10 protein-coding genes and 2 tRNA genes are annotated in these 15,443 nt (G+C 49.2%); 7 read left to right on the forward strand and 5 right to left on the reverse strand.

From position 1 onward, the window contains the following. Positions 1-278: 278 nt before the first annotated feature. Positions 279-353 (reverse strand) — tRNA-Glu (locus tag QM529_04765). A 154-nt stretch (positions 354-507) separates the two neighbouring features. Here QM529_04765 and mce point away from each other — a divergent pair. The 4 genes from mce to QM529_04785 are packed head-to-tail and all read left to right on the forward strand — an operon-like array spanning position 508 to position 3,976. After that, positions 508-1,026 carry a methylmalonyl-CoA epimerase gene (mce, locus tag QM529_04770; protein MDI9313970.1) on the forward strand — a complete coding sequence of 173 codons (519 nt, stop codon included), beginning with the start codon at positions 508-510 and terminating at the stop codon, positions 1,024-1,026. A 1-nt stretch (position 1,027) separates the two neighbouring features. Next, a complete protein-coding gene (locus tag QM529_04775; GenBank protein ID MDI9313971.1) occupies positions 1,028-1,291 on the forward strand; it encodes a DUF1467 family protein in 264 nt (87 codons plus the stop codon). A gap of 30 nt (positions 1,292-1,321) precedes the next feature. Next, positions 1,322-2,689, forward strand: a complete 1,368-nt coding sequence (locus QM529_04780) for a proline--tRNA ligase (protein ID MDI9313972.1) — start codon at positions 1,322-1,324, stop codon at positions 2,687-2,689. Positions 2,690-2,722: 33 nt separating this feature from the next. Beyond that, a complete protein-coding gene (locus tag QM529_04785; GenBank protein MDI9313973.1) occupies positions 2,723-3,976 on the forward strand; it encodes a molybdopterin molybdotransferase MoeA in 1,254 nt (417 codons plus the stop codon). Between the two features lie 6 nt (positions 3,977-3,982). On the opposite strand, the gene thrC is transcribed toward QM529_04785, so the two are convergent. The 3 genes from thrC to dnaE all read right to left on the reverse strand — a co-directional run bounded on the left by thrC (position 3,983) and on the right by dnaE (position 9,309). Next, positions 3,983-5,395, reverse strand: a complete 1,413-nt coding sequence (thrC, locus tag QM529_04790; GenBank protein MDI9313974.1) for a threonine synthase — start codon at positions 5,393-5,395, stop codon at positions 3,983-3,985. Positions 5,396-5,443: 48 nt separating this feature from the next. Continuing rightward, positions 5,444-5,531 (reverse strand) — tRNA-Leu (locus tag QM529_04795). Between the two features lie 109 nt (positions 5,532-5,640). Beyond that, complete coding sequence (dnaE, locus tag QM529_04800; protein ID MDI9313975.1) at positions 5,641-9,309, reverse strand: DNA polymerase III subunit alpha; 3,669 nt, start codon at positions 9,307-9,309, stop codon at positions 5,641-5,643. Positions 9,310-9,447: 138 nt separating this feature from the next. Between dnaE and QM529_04805 the strand changes: the two genes are divergently transcribed. The 3 genes from QM529_04805 to QM529_04815 all read left to right on the forward strand — a co-directional run bounded on the left by QM529_04805 (position 9,448) and on the right by QM529_04815 (position 13,657). Next, complete coding sequence (locus tag QM529_04805) at positions 9,448-10,608, forward strand: cyclopropane-fatty-acyl-phospholipid synthase family protein (GenBank protein ID MDI9313976.1); 1,161 nt, start codon at positions 9,448-9,450, stop codon at positions 10,606-10,608. A 2-nt stretch (positions 10,609-10,610) separates the two neighbouring features. After that, complete coding sequence (locus tag QM529_04810) at positions 10,611-12,134, forward strand: YdiU family protein (protein MDI9313977.1); 1,524 nt, start codon at positions 10,611-10,613, stop codon at positions 12,132-12,134. A 155-nt stretch (positions 12,135-12,289) separates the two neighbouring features. After that, the gene (locus tag QM529_04815) at positions 12,290-13,657 is read left to right on the forward strand and encodes an Nramp family divalent metal transporter (GenBank protein ID MDI9313978.1); all 1,368 of its coding nucleotides are present in this window, start codon (positions 12,290-12,292) and stop codon (positions 13,655-13,657) included. Between the two features lie 229 nt (positions 13,658-13,886). Here the strand turns inward: QM529_04815 and QM529_04820 are convergent, their stop codons facing one another. After that, entirely contained in the window at positions 13,887-15,275 is a 1,389-nt protein-coding gene (locus tag QM529_04820) for a glycosyltransferase (GenBank protein MDI9313979.1), read from the reverse strand. Positions 15,276-15,443 lie beyond the last annotated feature (168 nt).

Raw genomic sequence — 15,443 nt, forward strand, 5'->3', positions numbered from 1 at the left:
TTTTTAAAAACCCTATTGTTATTAAAAATCCCATTAATGTATTATTACGCCGCACGCTGGGGGTTATTGGGCTTTACAAAACCTTTCAGCGTAAAAATTTCCTTTAATTTAATTGTGGCTTTTCATTCGCTTGGCGACCACCACCCACTTAACCCTTTAATGTTGCGATTTTATAATTTGGAGGTTCTGGCGACCCCAATTTTATTTGATTGGGTTCTGGCGACCCCAATTTTATTTGATTGGGGTTCTGGCGACCCCAATTTTATTTGATTGGGTTCTGGCGACCCCAACGGGAATCGAACCCGTGTTTGAACCGTGAAAGGGTTCCGTCCTAACCGCTAGACGATGGGGTCAAAAAAATTTTGAACAACCACCCCTTACCTTGCCACTTGGCAAATTGCAAGGGAAATCACCGTTGCCACCGGCAAACCGCCAAACTTATAGCTTATTGCTAAAATATCCCAAAAAAAAATCGCGACTTAAGCAATCACCGGCCGCGCAAACAAATTGAATCGCGATGCGAATAATGTTATCAATGGATTTATGGACGAAGCCTTGCCCCAACCCGCTAACACCCCGTTGCAATCATCACCGTCGCCGATAATGCCCGCCACAACATCCCTGCTAAAACGCCTCAACCATATCGCCATCGCCGTGCCCGATATCGAACGGGCACGCGCCGATTACCAACAATCATTTGGCGTTGCGGTATCAAACGTCACCCCCCTGCCCGCCCATGGCGTGGCGGTGGTTTTTATCACCCTACCAAACACCAAAATCGAACTCATCCACCCGCTTGACGATAAATCCCCCATCGCAAATTTTTTAAAAAAAAACCCGAGCGGCGGCATCCACCACCTGTGTTACGAGGTCACCGATATTTTAAAAGCCCGCGACCAATTGCGTGCCCAGGGCTATAATATATTGGGCAGTGGCGAGCCAACCATCGGCGCGCATGATAAACCGGTGCTGTTTCTTCACCCCAAGGATTTTCACGGCACCTTGATAGAATTGGAACAGGTGTAACATGGTGGCATTGGTCAGCGGTTTCTTTTCCTACTTGGTTTATTTTATAACCATTTGGGTCGGTGTGTTTTTCATGTGCCTGCCACTTTTCCACCCCGAACCGCCAAAAAAAATTGGCAAGGGTCACGCGACATCCGGCCCGGCCAATCCACAAGTCGGCAAAAAAATTCTGTTATCATTTGCCATCACCGCGCTGTTGCTTGTCATTATCATTACCCTGCAACATTTTCATATTTTGCCAACGCTCGAAGATTTTGACAAATAATTGTTAATTGGCTAGCAAGTTATTATCATTATGCACAAAACACCGCCATCTATCGACTTCCTACGCCTGAGCCAGGCCTTCCTGCCGACGCTCAAGGAAAACCCGGCCGAGGCGCAAATTGTCTCGCACCGCTTGATGCTCCGCGCTGGCATGATAAAACAATTATCGGCCGGGCTTTACAGCTGGCTACCGCTGGGCCTACGCGTCATGAACAAAATCGCCAATATCATCCGTGAAGAACAGGCAAAAACCGGTGCGCAGGAAATTATGATGCCGACCATCCAACCGGCCGAGCTATGGCAAGAATCCGGCCGTTACGAAGATTACGGCAAGGAGATGTTGCGGGTTAAAGACCGCGGCGACCGCGACCTGCTTTATGGCCCAACCGCCGAGGAAGTGGTGACATCCATTTTTCGCGACAGCATAAAATCTTACAAACACCTGCCGCAAAATCTTTACCAAATCCATTGGAAGTTTCGCGATGAAATTCGCCCGCGATTCGGGGTGATGCGCGGCCGCGAATTTTTGATGAAGGACGGTTATTCGTTCGATTACGACGCGGCGCAGGGCAAGCGCGCCTACCAGAAAATTTTTGTTTCCTATTTGCGCACCTTTGCGCGGCTCGGCTTAACCGCCATCCCGATGCAGGCCGACACCGGCCCCATCGGCGGCGATTCATCGCACGAATTTATCATTCTGGCCGACACCGGCGAAAGCCAAGTTTTTTGCGATAAAACCATCCTGTCGCTGAACCCGCTCGATGGCGGCATCGATTATGAAAAAGATTTAAGCGCGGTGATAAAAAATTGGACGACGCCATTTGCCGCGACCGAGGAAAAATTTGACGAGGCGGCTTTTAAAAAACTACCCGCCGAAAACCAACTATCGGCGCGCGGTATTGAGGTCGGGCATATTTTCTTCTTCGGCGATAAATATTCAAAACCGATGAAGGCCGTCGTCCAAGACCCAACCGGCAATTTGGTGCCGGTGCAAAGCGGCTCCTACGGCATTGGCGTGTCGCGGCTGGTCGGCGGCATGATAGAGGCCAACCACGATGACCATGGCATTATTTGGCATCCATCGGTTTCGCCCTACGATGTTGCGGTGCTCAACCTAAAGGCCGGCGATGAAAAATTAGACGCCGCCTGCGAACAATTGTCGCAGGAATTGTTGCAGGCCGGCCTGTCGATTATGCTTGACGACCGCGACCTGCGGGCCGGGGAAAAATTTGCCGAACATGACCTGCTCGGCATATCATTCCAAATAATTCTCGGGCCAAAATCCCTGGCCGCCGGCATGGTTGAAATCAAAGACCGCAAAACCGGCAAGCGCGACGAGGTTGCCTTGCCGCAGGCTATCGAATTTTTACGAAACTTACGTGCGGCCTACCTGAAATAAATAATAAAAAAATAAAGGAATCATAACGCAACCATGCAATCGGTACGCGAATCCTTTACATTGCTGATGGCAGGTATAAAACCAATCAAGCCAAGCGATGCCGTGTCGGTAACATTGACAACGGACATTGATAAAACCCTCCAGCAACTTATCGGGCAAATTTTGGCAAAACCGGTGGTGGCGCAACTGACCATGCCCCAGGCCGCCATGTCGGCGATGGATGGTTTCGCGGTGCGGGCCGATGATATTGCCACCATCCCCTGCACCCTGCCGATTGTCGGTGCCAGCCACGCCGGTGCGCCGCATAGCAAACCCTTAGCGCGCGGTGAAGCGATAAAGATTTTTACCGGCGGGCTTCTGCCAAAAAATGCCGACGCCGTGGTGATTGTCGAAAACACCCAAACCAAAAATAACCAGGTCATCATCAATGAAAAACCAGCCAAAAATAATTTTGTTCGCCCTGCCGGATTGGATTTTAAAAAGGGCGATGAATTGATGGCGGTGGGTGATGTTATCACGGCACGCGGCCTGTCGTTAATGGTTGCCAGCGGGCAAAAAAAAATTACCATCAAGCGCAAACCAATTATTGGCGTTTTATCAACCGGCGACGAATTGCAACCTATCGGCAAAAAATTGCAACCGCATCAAATTCACCCGACCAATAGCTACAGCCTGTGCGCCCTGATAACCAACAGCGGCGGCGTGGCGGTTGATTTGGGCGTGGCGCGCGACAACCCAAGCGATCTTGCCAAAAAATTAATGCGCGCCAAAAATTGCGATGCGGTGGTCACCACCGGTGGCGCGTCGGTCGGCGAGAAAGATTTTGTTAAGGAAGTCATCGATAATAAAAAATACAAATTACGCGGCCGTATCGATTTTTGGCGAATCGCCATGCGCCCGGGGAAACCAATCATCGTTGGCAACCTGCATGGCGGGCGCACGCATTTTTTGGGCCTGCCGGGGAATCCGGCATCGGCCCTTATCACCGGTTTGATTTTCATTCCAGCGATGATAAAAAAATTGCAAGGGCAAATGCCGCGGTTGTTGGATGACATGGCGGTGACAATGCCGCTGGCGGTGGCCATGCCCGCAAATGGCGCGCGCCAAGATTACATGCGGGCAAAAATAGTTGATGGCCGCGTTGCGCCGCTGGCGACTCAGGATAGCTCGATGTTAAAATTTTTATACGACAGCCATGGTTTGATTATCCGCCCCATCAACGACGCGGCGAAAAAACCAAAAGACAATGTGATGTTTTTGCCGTTGCAACAATTTCATCTGTATTAATTTTGCCTACACCAAATTGCCTGCAAGATATTGCGCGACCGATTGAATATCATTATCCAAGATGGTTAATTTTTCCGGCATTGCCAACATGGTTTTTAAATCATCGCTCAATGGCGGTTGCGGCATGCCCGCCCTATCAATCGCCACCGAAAATTTTCGCGCATCGGCGGTCGCCAAGGCCAACCATGGGGATTCCGATTCTTCGCCGCCAGCATCGCAATGGTTTTCCAACGCGCGCAGGGCGATGGTGCTGTGCGGGTCAAACAATTTGCCGGTTTTGTCGAACCAATCCTTCATCGCCCGCAGGTTATCATCATTGCCGACACGCACCGCCAAAAAATCATGCTGTGCTTTTTTATAAATCTCTGGCGACAACAATAATTTACCGGTTTTGCGAAATGTTATCATTTTTTCCTTTAACACTGCGGCATCGCGGCCGAACAATTCATATAGATAACGTTCAAGGTTACTCGAAATCTGAATATCCATGCTCGGCGAATGGGTTTGCTTGACCTGCGCCACGGTCATGTTGTTGTCGTTAAAAAAACGATAAAGAATATCATTCTCGTTGGTCGCGACCAATAATTTATCCACGGGAAAACCCATCTGCCGAACATAATACCCCGCCAGCATGTTGCCAAAATTGCCGGATGGCACGGCGATATTTATCGCTTGCTTGGTTTGGTGGTGCAACATCACCGCGGCCCGCGCGTGATAAACCATCTGCATCATCACCCTGGCCCAATTGATAGAATTCACCGCCGAAAAACCATAACGCGTTGCCAAATCGGGCGTGGCGAACAATTGCTTCACCATGTCTTGGCAATCGTCAAAACTGCCACGGATGGCGATGTTGTGAATATTATCGTCCTGCACCGTCGTCATTTGTTTTTGCTGGAATTGTGATACCTTGCCCGCCGGGTGGAACACCACCACCTGCGCCCGCTTCACCCGGCGAAAGGCATGAATCGCCGCCGAGCCTGTATCCCCCGACGTCGCCGCCACGATGGTTATTTTTTTATCCAGCCTGGTCAAGATATGGTCAAACAATTGCCCGAGGAATTGCATCGCGACGTCTTTAAAAGACAGCGTCGGGCCATGAAATAATTCCAACAGCCAGATATTTTTATAAAGCGGTGGCCAAGATTTTTCAGTTTGGTCGGCAAATAAAGCCAAGGACGCGGCCAGAAATTTGCGCAAATCATCACGGCCAACAATTTTGTCGTCGGCGATAAATGGCGATAATAATTCGACGGCAAAATCGATAAGCGATAATTCGTGGCCGCGCCGCAACAAATCGTCAGAGAGAACCGGCGGTTTTGCCGGCACATATAACCCGCCATCGGGCGCCAGCCCCTTTAGCACAACCTCGCTAAAAGTTAGTGGCTGGTTGTCGCCGCGGGTTGAAATATAAAACATAAAAATGGAAAAGGTTTTTATAACTTGGGTCAGGCCTTGCGCGGGCTTTGGTGCGGATGGAGGGACTTGAACCCACACTCTCATTAAAAAGAAACGGATTTTAAGTCCGTTGCGTCTACCATTCCGCCACACCCGCACGATAATGAAAAAACGATAATTATTTTTTTCAATCTTGCTTTGCCACATTATTGCGCAATTTGCAACCGCTAGCACCTTGCTAACCAATTTTGCTGTCAAATCTGCAATTAATTTTCCAGCGAAAATTCCATGTTTTTTATTTGGTGCAACGATTGCGCAATATCGCCGTGAATCGACAGCGATAATCCCAAATCCATCGTCACCATTTTTTCCGGCAATTGCAATTCGACCCGCACCTGGCCGTAACCTTCTTTCTGCTGTTTTAAAATATCGCGAAGCAATGGCAATTGCGATTGCCCTTCTACCCCGTCGTATAGTTTTATTTTTAATAATTTGTAGGAATCTTTTTTCGGCGCGTCGGTCATTTTTTGTGCCACCGGGTTTTTGCTGAACCCCGCGCTACTGCCCTTTTCGCTAACCATATCGGCGGCGCGAACAATTTTGCGAATGTTGCGATAAAAACGCGTGTTGTCATTTTTATCTTGGGTGATTTCAACCTCGATAAAAATTTTTTCATTGGGGATTAAAAATTCTTTAATTTTTTTATTGGCGTCGAAATAATTAATATCAATATCGCCGCCGCTGTCGCTTAAGGTCAACACATAAAAATCTTTGCCCGCCTTGGTCTGGCGCACCCGCACCTCGTTTATCACCGCCAAAACATTAACCTTGCCGCCGACCAATTGTTTTAATTCGTTGATGGGCGTCAGGGTGTAATCCTCGGCCAGGGTTTCAAACCCGCGCAATGGGTGATGCGCAAAATAAAACCCGAAGGATTCCAATTCGCGTTGCCCCAATTCTTTTTCTTGCCACGGCGCAAATTGGTCGAGCGGTTGCACCATGTTTTTGTCAAATTCTTCATCTTGGTGAAACAGCGACGTCGTGCCGTTCTCGCTTTCCTTCTCCATCGCCGACATGAATTTTAACACCAGGGGGATGTTCTCAAACACCTCCCGCCGATTGGCGTGAATGCTATCAAACGCGCCGGCCGACGCCATGCTCTCCAACATTCTTTTGTTAAATATCGCGGTGTCGGCGGGCATCGATTGAAAAAAATCCCACAGGCTGTTGATTTGTTTGTTGGCGGTTTTGCCGGTCGCGCCACGCGCCAGTGTCAGTGCCCGCACCGCCTTGACCCCGACATTTTTTAACGCCGCCAAGCCATAATTGATGGCGGTTGGTTTTTCTTCATCGTCATAACATACCTCGAACAACACGTCGGACGACAAGACATTGGGCGGCAAGACCTCTATCCCCATTGTCTTGGCCTCGGCCATCAACACCGCCAAGCGGTCGGTGTCGCCCATGCCAAAGGTCATGTTGGCCGCCATGAATTCAACCGGGTAATGCGTCTTCAAATAAGCCGTTTGATAGGCCACCAGCCCATAGGCCGCGGAGTGTGATTTATTAAACCCGTAGCCAGCAAATTTTTCGACCATGTCAAAAATTTTATTGGCAAGTCCTTCCCCGACCTTATGTTTTTCCATCGCCCCCTTGATGAAGTCGGCCTTCATAATCGCCATTTTTTTCTTATCTTTTTTACCCATTGCTTTTCGGAACACGTCGGCATCACCCGCCGAAAATCCGGCAAACACGCGAGCAATTTCAATAACCTGCTCTTGATAAATCGGCAGGCCATTGGTTTCGGCCAATACCTGGTGGAGCGACGGGTGGTCATATTCGATTTTTTCCTTGCCAGCGCGGCGCGCCAAGTAACTTGGAATCAAATCCATCGGCCCCGGGCGGTAAAGCGCGACCGCGGCGATAAGATGCTCCAGCCTATCGGGTTGCATTTTAAACAACAAATCGGTGATGCCGTCGGATTCAAATTGAAATATACCGATGGTTTTCGATTGACAAAAAACCTCGAAGGTTTTTTTATCATCCAGCGGAATCGTATCAAGGTTAATATCGATGCCGCGTTGTTCTTTTATTTTTCTGATACAGCGGTCCATGATGCTCAGGGTCGTCAACCCCAAGAAATCAAATTTTAACAACCCAGCCAATTCGGCCGACTTCATCGAAAATTGCGTCATCAGCAAATTGCCATCGCTTTTGGCATCGCGGTAAAGCGGCACCACTTCCTTCAACGGTCGTCCGGCCATGACAACGCCGGCGGCGTGCGTTGCGGCGTGGCGATATAACCCCTCAAGCATTTGCGCCATGTCCATCACTTGGCGGGTGACCTCATCGCCATCATATAGTTTTTTTAAATCGGGCGATTGTTGCAGGGCGAGCGGCAATTTGCGATTACGCTTTTCCTTTTCTTCTTCGGTTTCGGCACCTTCATCGACCACGGCCGCCGCCTCAAACCGAAAGGGTATCAATTTGGCAATGTCGTCTATCTTGCCATAGGGGTGGCCGAGCACGCGACCAACATCGCGAATCGCGGCACGCGCCTGCAACGAACCAAAGGTTATAATCTGCGCCACGTGGGTCTCACCGTATTTTTCCTTAACATATTGCAAAACCTCGTCGCGGCGTTCTTGGCAAAAATCGATATCGACGTCGGGCATTTCAATCCGCCCCGGGTTCAAAAATCGTTCAAAAAATAACCCGTAATGAATCGGGTCAAGGTTGGTGATGCCGAGGCTAAAGGCGGTGAGGGAGCCAGCCGCCGACCCCCGCCCGGGCCCAACCGGAATCCCATTGTCCTTGGCGTAGCGAATAAAATCGGCAACGATTAAAAAATAATCGGAAAAGCCGGCTTCCTTAATGACCGACAATTCATAATCCAATCGCTTGTTATATTCCGGCCATTTGCTGTCCTCGATTTTTAACAATTTTAATTTTTTTACCAAATGGTCGCGGGCAATCACCGCCAAAATTTCCTCGGCTGGTTTGTTTTCCAATTCCGCCGGTATTGCACCGGCCGATATTTTTTCCATCCCCTTGCCGGCCGCGCCGGCGACGACTTTATTGGCGCGATACACCGGAATAATCGGTTTGGTTTTTTCCAAAATAAAATGGCATCGCTCGGCAATGACCTTGGTTTGCGCAATTGCCTCGGGCACATCGGCGAACAACGCGGTCATCTGCGCCGGCGATTTAAAATAATGCTCGGCGGTTAGTTGCGGGTGGTCGTCATCGGTTAGTTTTTTTTGCGCCGCGATGCACATCAACACCGATTGCGCCACCACCAAATTGGGCGTCATAAAATGACAATCGTTGGTCGCCACCAATGGCAAGGATTTTTTAAATGCCAAATCAATCAGCATAGGCTCGGCCGCGCGCTCGATAATATCCTCGCGAATATCATTATGGTGGCGTTGCAATTCGACGTAGCATCGCCCGGGGAACAGCCGCGCCAATTTTTCTAACCAGGCATTTGCCAATTCTTCCTTGCCACGGTGGAGGAGCGGCATCAACGCCCCCTGCACCCCGCCGGTCAGGGCGATAACCCCCTCGTTATTTTCAAACGCCTCGAGTGGCATGCAAAAATCGGTGCCCGGTTCTTGCCGGCCATAGGCATCGCTCATCACACCGATAATTTTTTGATACCCCGCCCGCGATTGGCACAATAACCCGATGCGCGCCACCAACCACACCCCGTCATGCTCGAACCCGACCGCGGCATCGACGCCGATAATCGGTTGAATGCCCTGCTCAACCGCGGTTTGCGAAAACTCCATCGCGCCAAAAAAATTATCGCGGTCGGTCAGGGCAAGTGCCGGCATCTGATATTGCCGCGCCGCCGCCACCATTTCCCTTACCCGCAACATGCCGCGCGATAAGGAATAGGGCGAGGCATTACGCAAGTGAATAAATTTGGTCATAATTCAGTCATAATTAAATTGTTTCTTTTAAAGTTCTTTTTTCATCCTATAACGATTCTAATATTATTGACAAGATTTAAAAATAACTATACTATCGCGGTATATAGAAAAATAATAATCGTAAAAATCACATTCGCCATGTCTCAAACCTTAATCGAAAAATTTTTACAATCTATCGGTAATATTAAAATCGGCCAACTAACCGTCACGCTTCCCTCGGGGCGCGAAATACATTTGGGTGGCAAAAAACCCGGCCATAGGGCAAAATTAACCATCACCGATAATCGTTTTTTCCCGATGGTCATCCTGCAGGAAGGCATCGGCTTCACCCGCGCCTACATGGCGGGTTATGTCGAATGCGACGACCTCATTGCCTTCGCCCGCTTGATATTTCAAAACATGACGACGCAAAATGGTTGGCAATTGTTGCGGCGCGTCGGCAACATGGGTGAAAAACTCAAGTATTTTTTTCAACAAAACACCTTGGCTGGGTCGAAAAAAAATATTCCAGCGCATTATGACCTGGGTAATAGTTTTTATCAATTGTGGCTTGATAAAAACATGAATTATTCGTCGGCCCTTTATAAAAATAATAAGGAGGATTTGGTAACCGCGCAATTGCAAAAAAATCAACGGATTCTTGATGTGTTCGATAAACCATCGGGCCGCCTGTTGGAAATTGGTTGCGGCTGGGGCGCGTTTGCCGAATTAAGCGTCGACAGCGGCGATTACGATTTCCACGGCATCTCGCTATCGCACCAACAATTAAAATACGCGCAGGACCGATTGAAAAAACGCGCCAACATGGAATACCTCGATTATCGCCACCTGACCAAAAAATATGACCGCATCGCCTCTATCGAAATGTTCGAGGCCGTCGGGCGAAAATTTTGGGATTCCTATTTTCAAACGGTTTACAATGCCCTGGCCGATGGTGGCCGCGCGGTTATCGCCTCGATTTATATCGATGACAAATTTTATGACAATTACCAAAAATCGACCGACATGATTCGCACCTTTATTTTTCCGGGCGGCTACTTGCCATCGCCCACCGGTTTTTTCGCGGTTGCCAAAAACGCCGGCTTAAAAACCACCGGGGTTTTCAATTATGGTTTGTCCTATGCCAAGACATTAAAATTGTGGCTTGAAAATTTTGATAAAAAATATAAGGAAATAAAAAAACTCGGCTATAAAGATGATTTTATCCGCCTGTGGCGTTGCTACCTCGCCTTTTGCTCGGCTGGCTTTGCCGAGGAACGCATCGGCGTGATGCAGGCCGCGTTTGAAAAAATAAAGTAATTTTGTATAACCTCGTTTTTGATAATATCTTTTCGACCTTACCGTCGGCATTCTACACCAAGCTGGCGGCGGAGGGATTTGCCAAACAGCCAAAGCTCATTTCATTCAACCAAAAACTTGCCGACCTCATTGGGCTTGAGGCCGCCGCGCCGCGCGACCCCGCCTTCGCCGAATATTTTTCTGGCAACCGCGCCATCCCGGGTGGCGACCCCCTCGCCATGGTTTATGCCGGCCACCAATTTGGCGTGTGGGTGCCGCAATTGGGCGATGGTCGCGCCCTGTTAATCGGTCAAATCAAAAATAAAAACGGCCAGCGGTTTGATGTGCAGTTGAAGGGCGCCGGCAAAACCCCCTACTCACGTTTTGCCGATGGCCGCGCCGTCCTGCGCTCGACGATTCGCGAATATTTATGTTCCGAGATAATGGCCAGCCTTAACATTCCAACGACGCGCGCCCTGAGCATTGTCACCAGCGGTGAGCAGGTGCGACGCGAACGTTGGGAACCCGGTGCCATCCTAACCCGTATCGCCACCAGCCATATTCGTTTCGGCCATGTTGAGTATTTTTGCCACAACCATGACCAGCCCGATAAGACCAAAGACCCAGCAAAAGAATCCCAAAAAGAATCCCAAAAAGAATCATTGGTGAAAACATTGCTCGACCATGTTATTAATTATTACCTGCCGCAATATAAAAATTCGCAACAACCCTATCACGATTTGTTATCGTGGGTGGTTGATAAAACCGCCGCCCTGATGGCCGATTGGCAAACCGTGGGTTTTTGCCACGGCGTGATGAACACCGACAACATGTCGTTGCTGGGTGACACCATCGATTACGGCCCGTTCGGTTTTTTGGAAGAATATAACCCCGCCCATATTTGCAACCACACCGACGAGGGTGGCCGTTATAGTTTTCAAAACCAACCGCGCGTCGCCTGGTGGAACCTTTACGCCCTTGGTGTTGCGATGCGGCCAGTCATGACCGAAGCCGACGCCGAAGCCATCATCAAACCCTTCGCGACGCAATTTGAAGGTTATTTTTATCAACGCATGGTCAAAAAACTCGGCCTGCCAGATGCAAAAAATAATGACAAGCAATTTCCGCACAAAAAATTTATCGCCGATTGGTTAAATTTGTTGGAACAGCAAAAGGCCGATTACACCCTAAGCCATATCATGCTGGGGGGTGATAAAACCACCCTGCCGCAATATGACCTGTTCCAATCAGCCGATGGCAAAAAATTCCTCGCCGATTATGCCATGCAATGTGGCGATGCGCACGATGCCCAACGCCGCGCGCAGATGGCGGCACATAACCCAATGTTTGTTTTGCGTAATTGGGTGGCGCAAGTTGTTATAGAGGAAGCCGAAAAAGAAAATTACCAACCGCTCAACGATATTTTGCGGCTTTGCCAATCGCCATTCAACCAATCGGCCACCGAATCCATCCCCCCGGAATTAAAAAAATACTGCGCCCCCGCGCCGTTGCATTACCAGGGGTTGTCGGTTTCTTGTTCGTCGTGATGTTACGCTTCCGCTAAGGATGCCTACCACAAGAACAATTATAATCCTTATCATCTCAGCCACTAACTAACGTCATAAAACTAATTTTTTATACTTGCGCTATTATCAACCTGTGCTATAGTCTAAATGAGAATCTTTCTCATTTAGACTTATACATGATAAACCGCATAAAAAACCTTAATAACCGTGGCTGGCGTTTAAAATCGGGCGAACCGCCGATGGTCGAGGTTTTTCGCTCGGTCCCCCTGTCGTGGCAGGTTGGTGGCGGTCGCGCCACAAAACCGAACGTATTCAGAAAGCTCGCGGCCTTCATGGGACCGGGTTACTTGGTGGCGATTGGCTACATGGACCCGGGGAATTGGGCAACCTCCCTCAGCGGCGGTGCCAAATTTGGTTATATCCTGTTGGTGGTGGCCTTGATGTCAAATATTATGGCGATTATTTTGCAGGGCCTGGCGATTCGCTTGGGGGTGGCATCGGGGCGCGACCTGGCGCGGGCCTGCCGAGACGCCTTCCCGCGGTCTTTTAATTTTTTTCTTTGGGTGCTTGCCGAAATCGCCATCATCGCCACCGACCTGGCGGAGGTTATCGGCACCGCCATCGCCCTCAACCTGCTTTTTCATATTCCGCTGACGATTGGCGTCGTCATCACCGCGCTTGATGTGTTGTTGATTTTGTTGTTGCTGAATAAAGGTATGCGCGTGGTCGAGGCCTTGATTGTTGGCTTTATCACCATCATTGCGATTTGTTTTGGCCTACAACTTATTCTTGCCAACCCCGATTGGGGCGCGGTGGTGAAGGGTTTTTTCCCGAGCCCCGAGATTGTCACCAACCCCAACATGTTGTATTTGGCCTTGGGGATTATCGGCGCCACGGTGATGCCGCATAATTTATATTTGCATTCGGCGATTGTGCAAACCCGCGCCTTTAAATTGACCAGCAGCGGTAAAAAACAAGCTATTAAATACGCCACCATCGATTCAACCATTGCCCTAAGCCTAGCGTTGGTTATCAACGCCTCCATCATCATCTTGGCCAGCGCGATTTTCTTCCACGGCGGTCAAACCGATTTGGTGGGGATCGAGCAAGCCCACCGCCTCCTCGAACCGATGCTGGGGTCGCAACTTGCGCCGATTTTATTTGGCGTTGCGCTGTTGGCCTGCGGCCTTTCCTCCACCATTACCGCCACCATAGCCGGCCAAGTGGTGATGGAGGGATTCATCGGCTGGCGTTTAACCCCATGGTTGCGACGGTTGATAACGCGCCTGCTGGCGATTATACCGGCCGTCGTGGTGAGTATGTTTTTTGGCACCGCCGGCACCAATCAATTATTGATTTTGAGTCAAGTTATCCTGAGCGCGCAATTGCCCTTCGCCATTATCCCGATGGTGTTATTCACCAGCAACCGCAAAAAAATGGGTGAATTTGTCTCCCCCTGGTGGCTGACGGCCTGCGCCAGCCTTATCACCCTCATCGTGGTGGTGCTTAACCTTAAGGTTATTATCGATTACATAACACAATAATTTTGCCCTACCGCTTCGCTGCTTGAGGGCAATTTATTTGCCCTACCGCTTCGCTGCTTGAGGGCAAAATAACCTATCAAAAAATCATTCCATGATTTGTTGATGACCGATATTTTTTTATATTTTCGTCCCGGCAAAGCCGTGACGAATTGCAAGCGGATGTTCTTCACTTGCTTCTATATTGCGTGGCGATATATTCGCCCTACCGCTTCGCTGCTTGAGGGCGATATTACATCGCTTCGATAAGTTTTATCGCAACCGCCACCCCGTCTTCGCGGTTTATCTGCGCGCCAATTTTTTTTGCATTGGCTATCATTTTTTTATCGGTGGTTATTTGGTGAAAGGCCGCGGTCAAATTACGTTGGTTGATTTTTTTTAACGATATCGAACCAATGCCGCTGTGCGTCGCCCGCACCCGCCGCGCCCAAAAATGTTGGTCGGCAAAAAATGGGCAGATGATGGAGGGTTTCATCGCGCGAAAGGCCGCGGCCGTTGTCCCCGCCCCGCCATGGTGCATAATGCCCGCCATCTGTGGAAACAACCAATCATGCGGCGCTTCATCCAAATAATAAATCCTATCGGCCACCGCCGGGTTATCCACCGCCATCGCTTGCCAATCATGCTTGCTCCAACCAACCCCAACCACCAATCTTATGTCGGTGGCCTCAACCGTTTTACCGACGGTGGTTATCACCCGTTGCATGGTTTTGCGACTTGCCGTCATCGACCCAAAGCCAACATAAATCGGCGGCTTGCCCTGGGCCTTGCACTTGGCGATAAAATCAACCAAGGTTTTTGGCGGTTGCCACAGGCGTTTTTTATCCTTGCGAAACCAATAGCCGGTAATTAAAATATTGCGGCCCCAATCCTTAGCGCGCGGGCTGAGGGCAGAGCTGTAATGGTGCATGATAGTCAATGGTTTATTGAATAATTTATTCACGGCTTTGCTTAAGGATTTGCTGTCGCCGCGCGGGCGGTGGATGGCTTTTTTATAAAAAACAATTTTGTTGGAATGACGTTCGAATTTATTTTCTACCTGCCATTCGCGCACCAAAAAAAACGACACCAGCTCAACAATTTTAAAAAAAACGTGATAGGTCATTCGGTTATACCAGCCGCCAAACCTGTTCAACCATGATAATTGCGGAAACAACAAATGCGCCATGTCGGCGGTGGGAATTAATATCGGCGATGATATGGCAACCATCGCCGGAATATGTAATTCACGCGCAACATGGTAACCATAAATCGCCACGTGATTAAAAATAATTAAATCGGGCGCGGTGTTCTGCGCCGCGCGATAGGTTTCATCCAATTGGCGGCGGTAACTGGGGCGAAGAATCGCTTTCACCCGCACGCCCGATTGCACATAACGCATGACCGATGCCGAGCTTTCCATAATGCTACGCCCAATCTCCGACTTAACAATTTTTGGCAGACCATTGTTCATGTAGGCATAATCGATGCCATGCTCCATGATGACGTTTTTAAAAGCTATCGGCGCGCAGATGATTGGTGTGTGGCCGCGTTTTATCAACCCCTGCGCCAAGCCGATAAAGGGGTCGACATCGCCGCGCGTGCCATTGGTGATAATAAGAATTTTCTTTTTATTGCTCATGTTTGCATCTTGCCTAGGATTCAGGACTAGACCTTTTTAAAAACCAACGCAATAAAATGTTTAACTTATCGCTAACGTAGCAATATTATAATCACCGAGCATAATTTATTCTACCACAAAATTATCTTATGATGGCGAAAATTTCTATTGTCTATTCATCGCGCAAGC

Source organism: Hydrotalea sp., assembly GCA_030054115.1.
In the GTDB taxonomy this organism is placed as follows: Bacteria; Pseudomonadota; Alphaproteobacteria; order JASGCL01; family JASGCL01; genus JASGCL01.

Bases quoted from the DNA above. Each gene is read 5' to 3' on its own strand.
- thrC (MDI9313974.1), bottom strand. From the start codon at position 5,395: ATGTTTTATATTTCAACCCGCGGCGACAACCAGCCACTAACTTTTAGC.
- QM529_04780 (MDI9313972.1), top strand. From the start codon at position 1,322: ATGCACAAAACACCGCCATCTATCGACTTCCTACGCCTGAGCCAGGCC.
- QM529_04785 (MDI9313973.1), top strand. From the start codon at position 2,723: ATGCAATCGGTACGCGAATCCTTTACATTGCTGATGGCAGGTATAAAA.
- QM529_04820 (MDI9313979.1), bottom strand. From the start codon at position 15,275: ATGAGCAATAAAAAGAAAATTCTTATTATCACCAATGGCACGCGCGGC.
- QM529_04805 (MDI9313976.1), top strand. From the start codon at position 9,448: ATGTCTCAAACCTTAATCGAAAAATTTTTACAATCTATCGGTAATATT.
- QM529_04775 (MDI9313971.1), top strand. From the start codon at position 1,028: ATGGTGGCATTGGTCAGCGGTTTCTTTTCCTACTTGGTTTATTTTATA.
- QM529_04815 (MDI9313978.1), top strand. From the start codon at position 12,290: ATGATAAACCGCATAAAAAACCTTAATAACCGTGGCTGGCGTTTAAAA.
- dnaE (MDI9313975.1), bottom strand. From the start codon at position 9,309: ATGACCAAATTTATTCACTTGCGTAATGCCTCGCCCTATTCCTTATCG.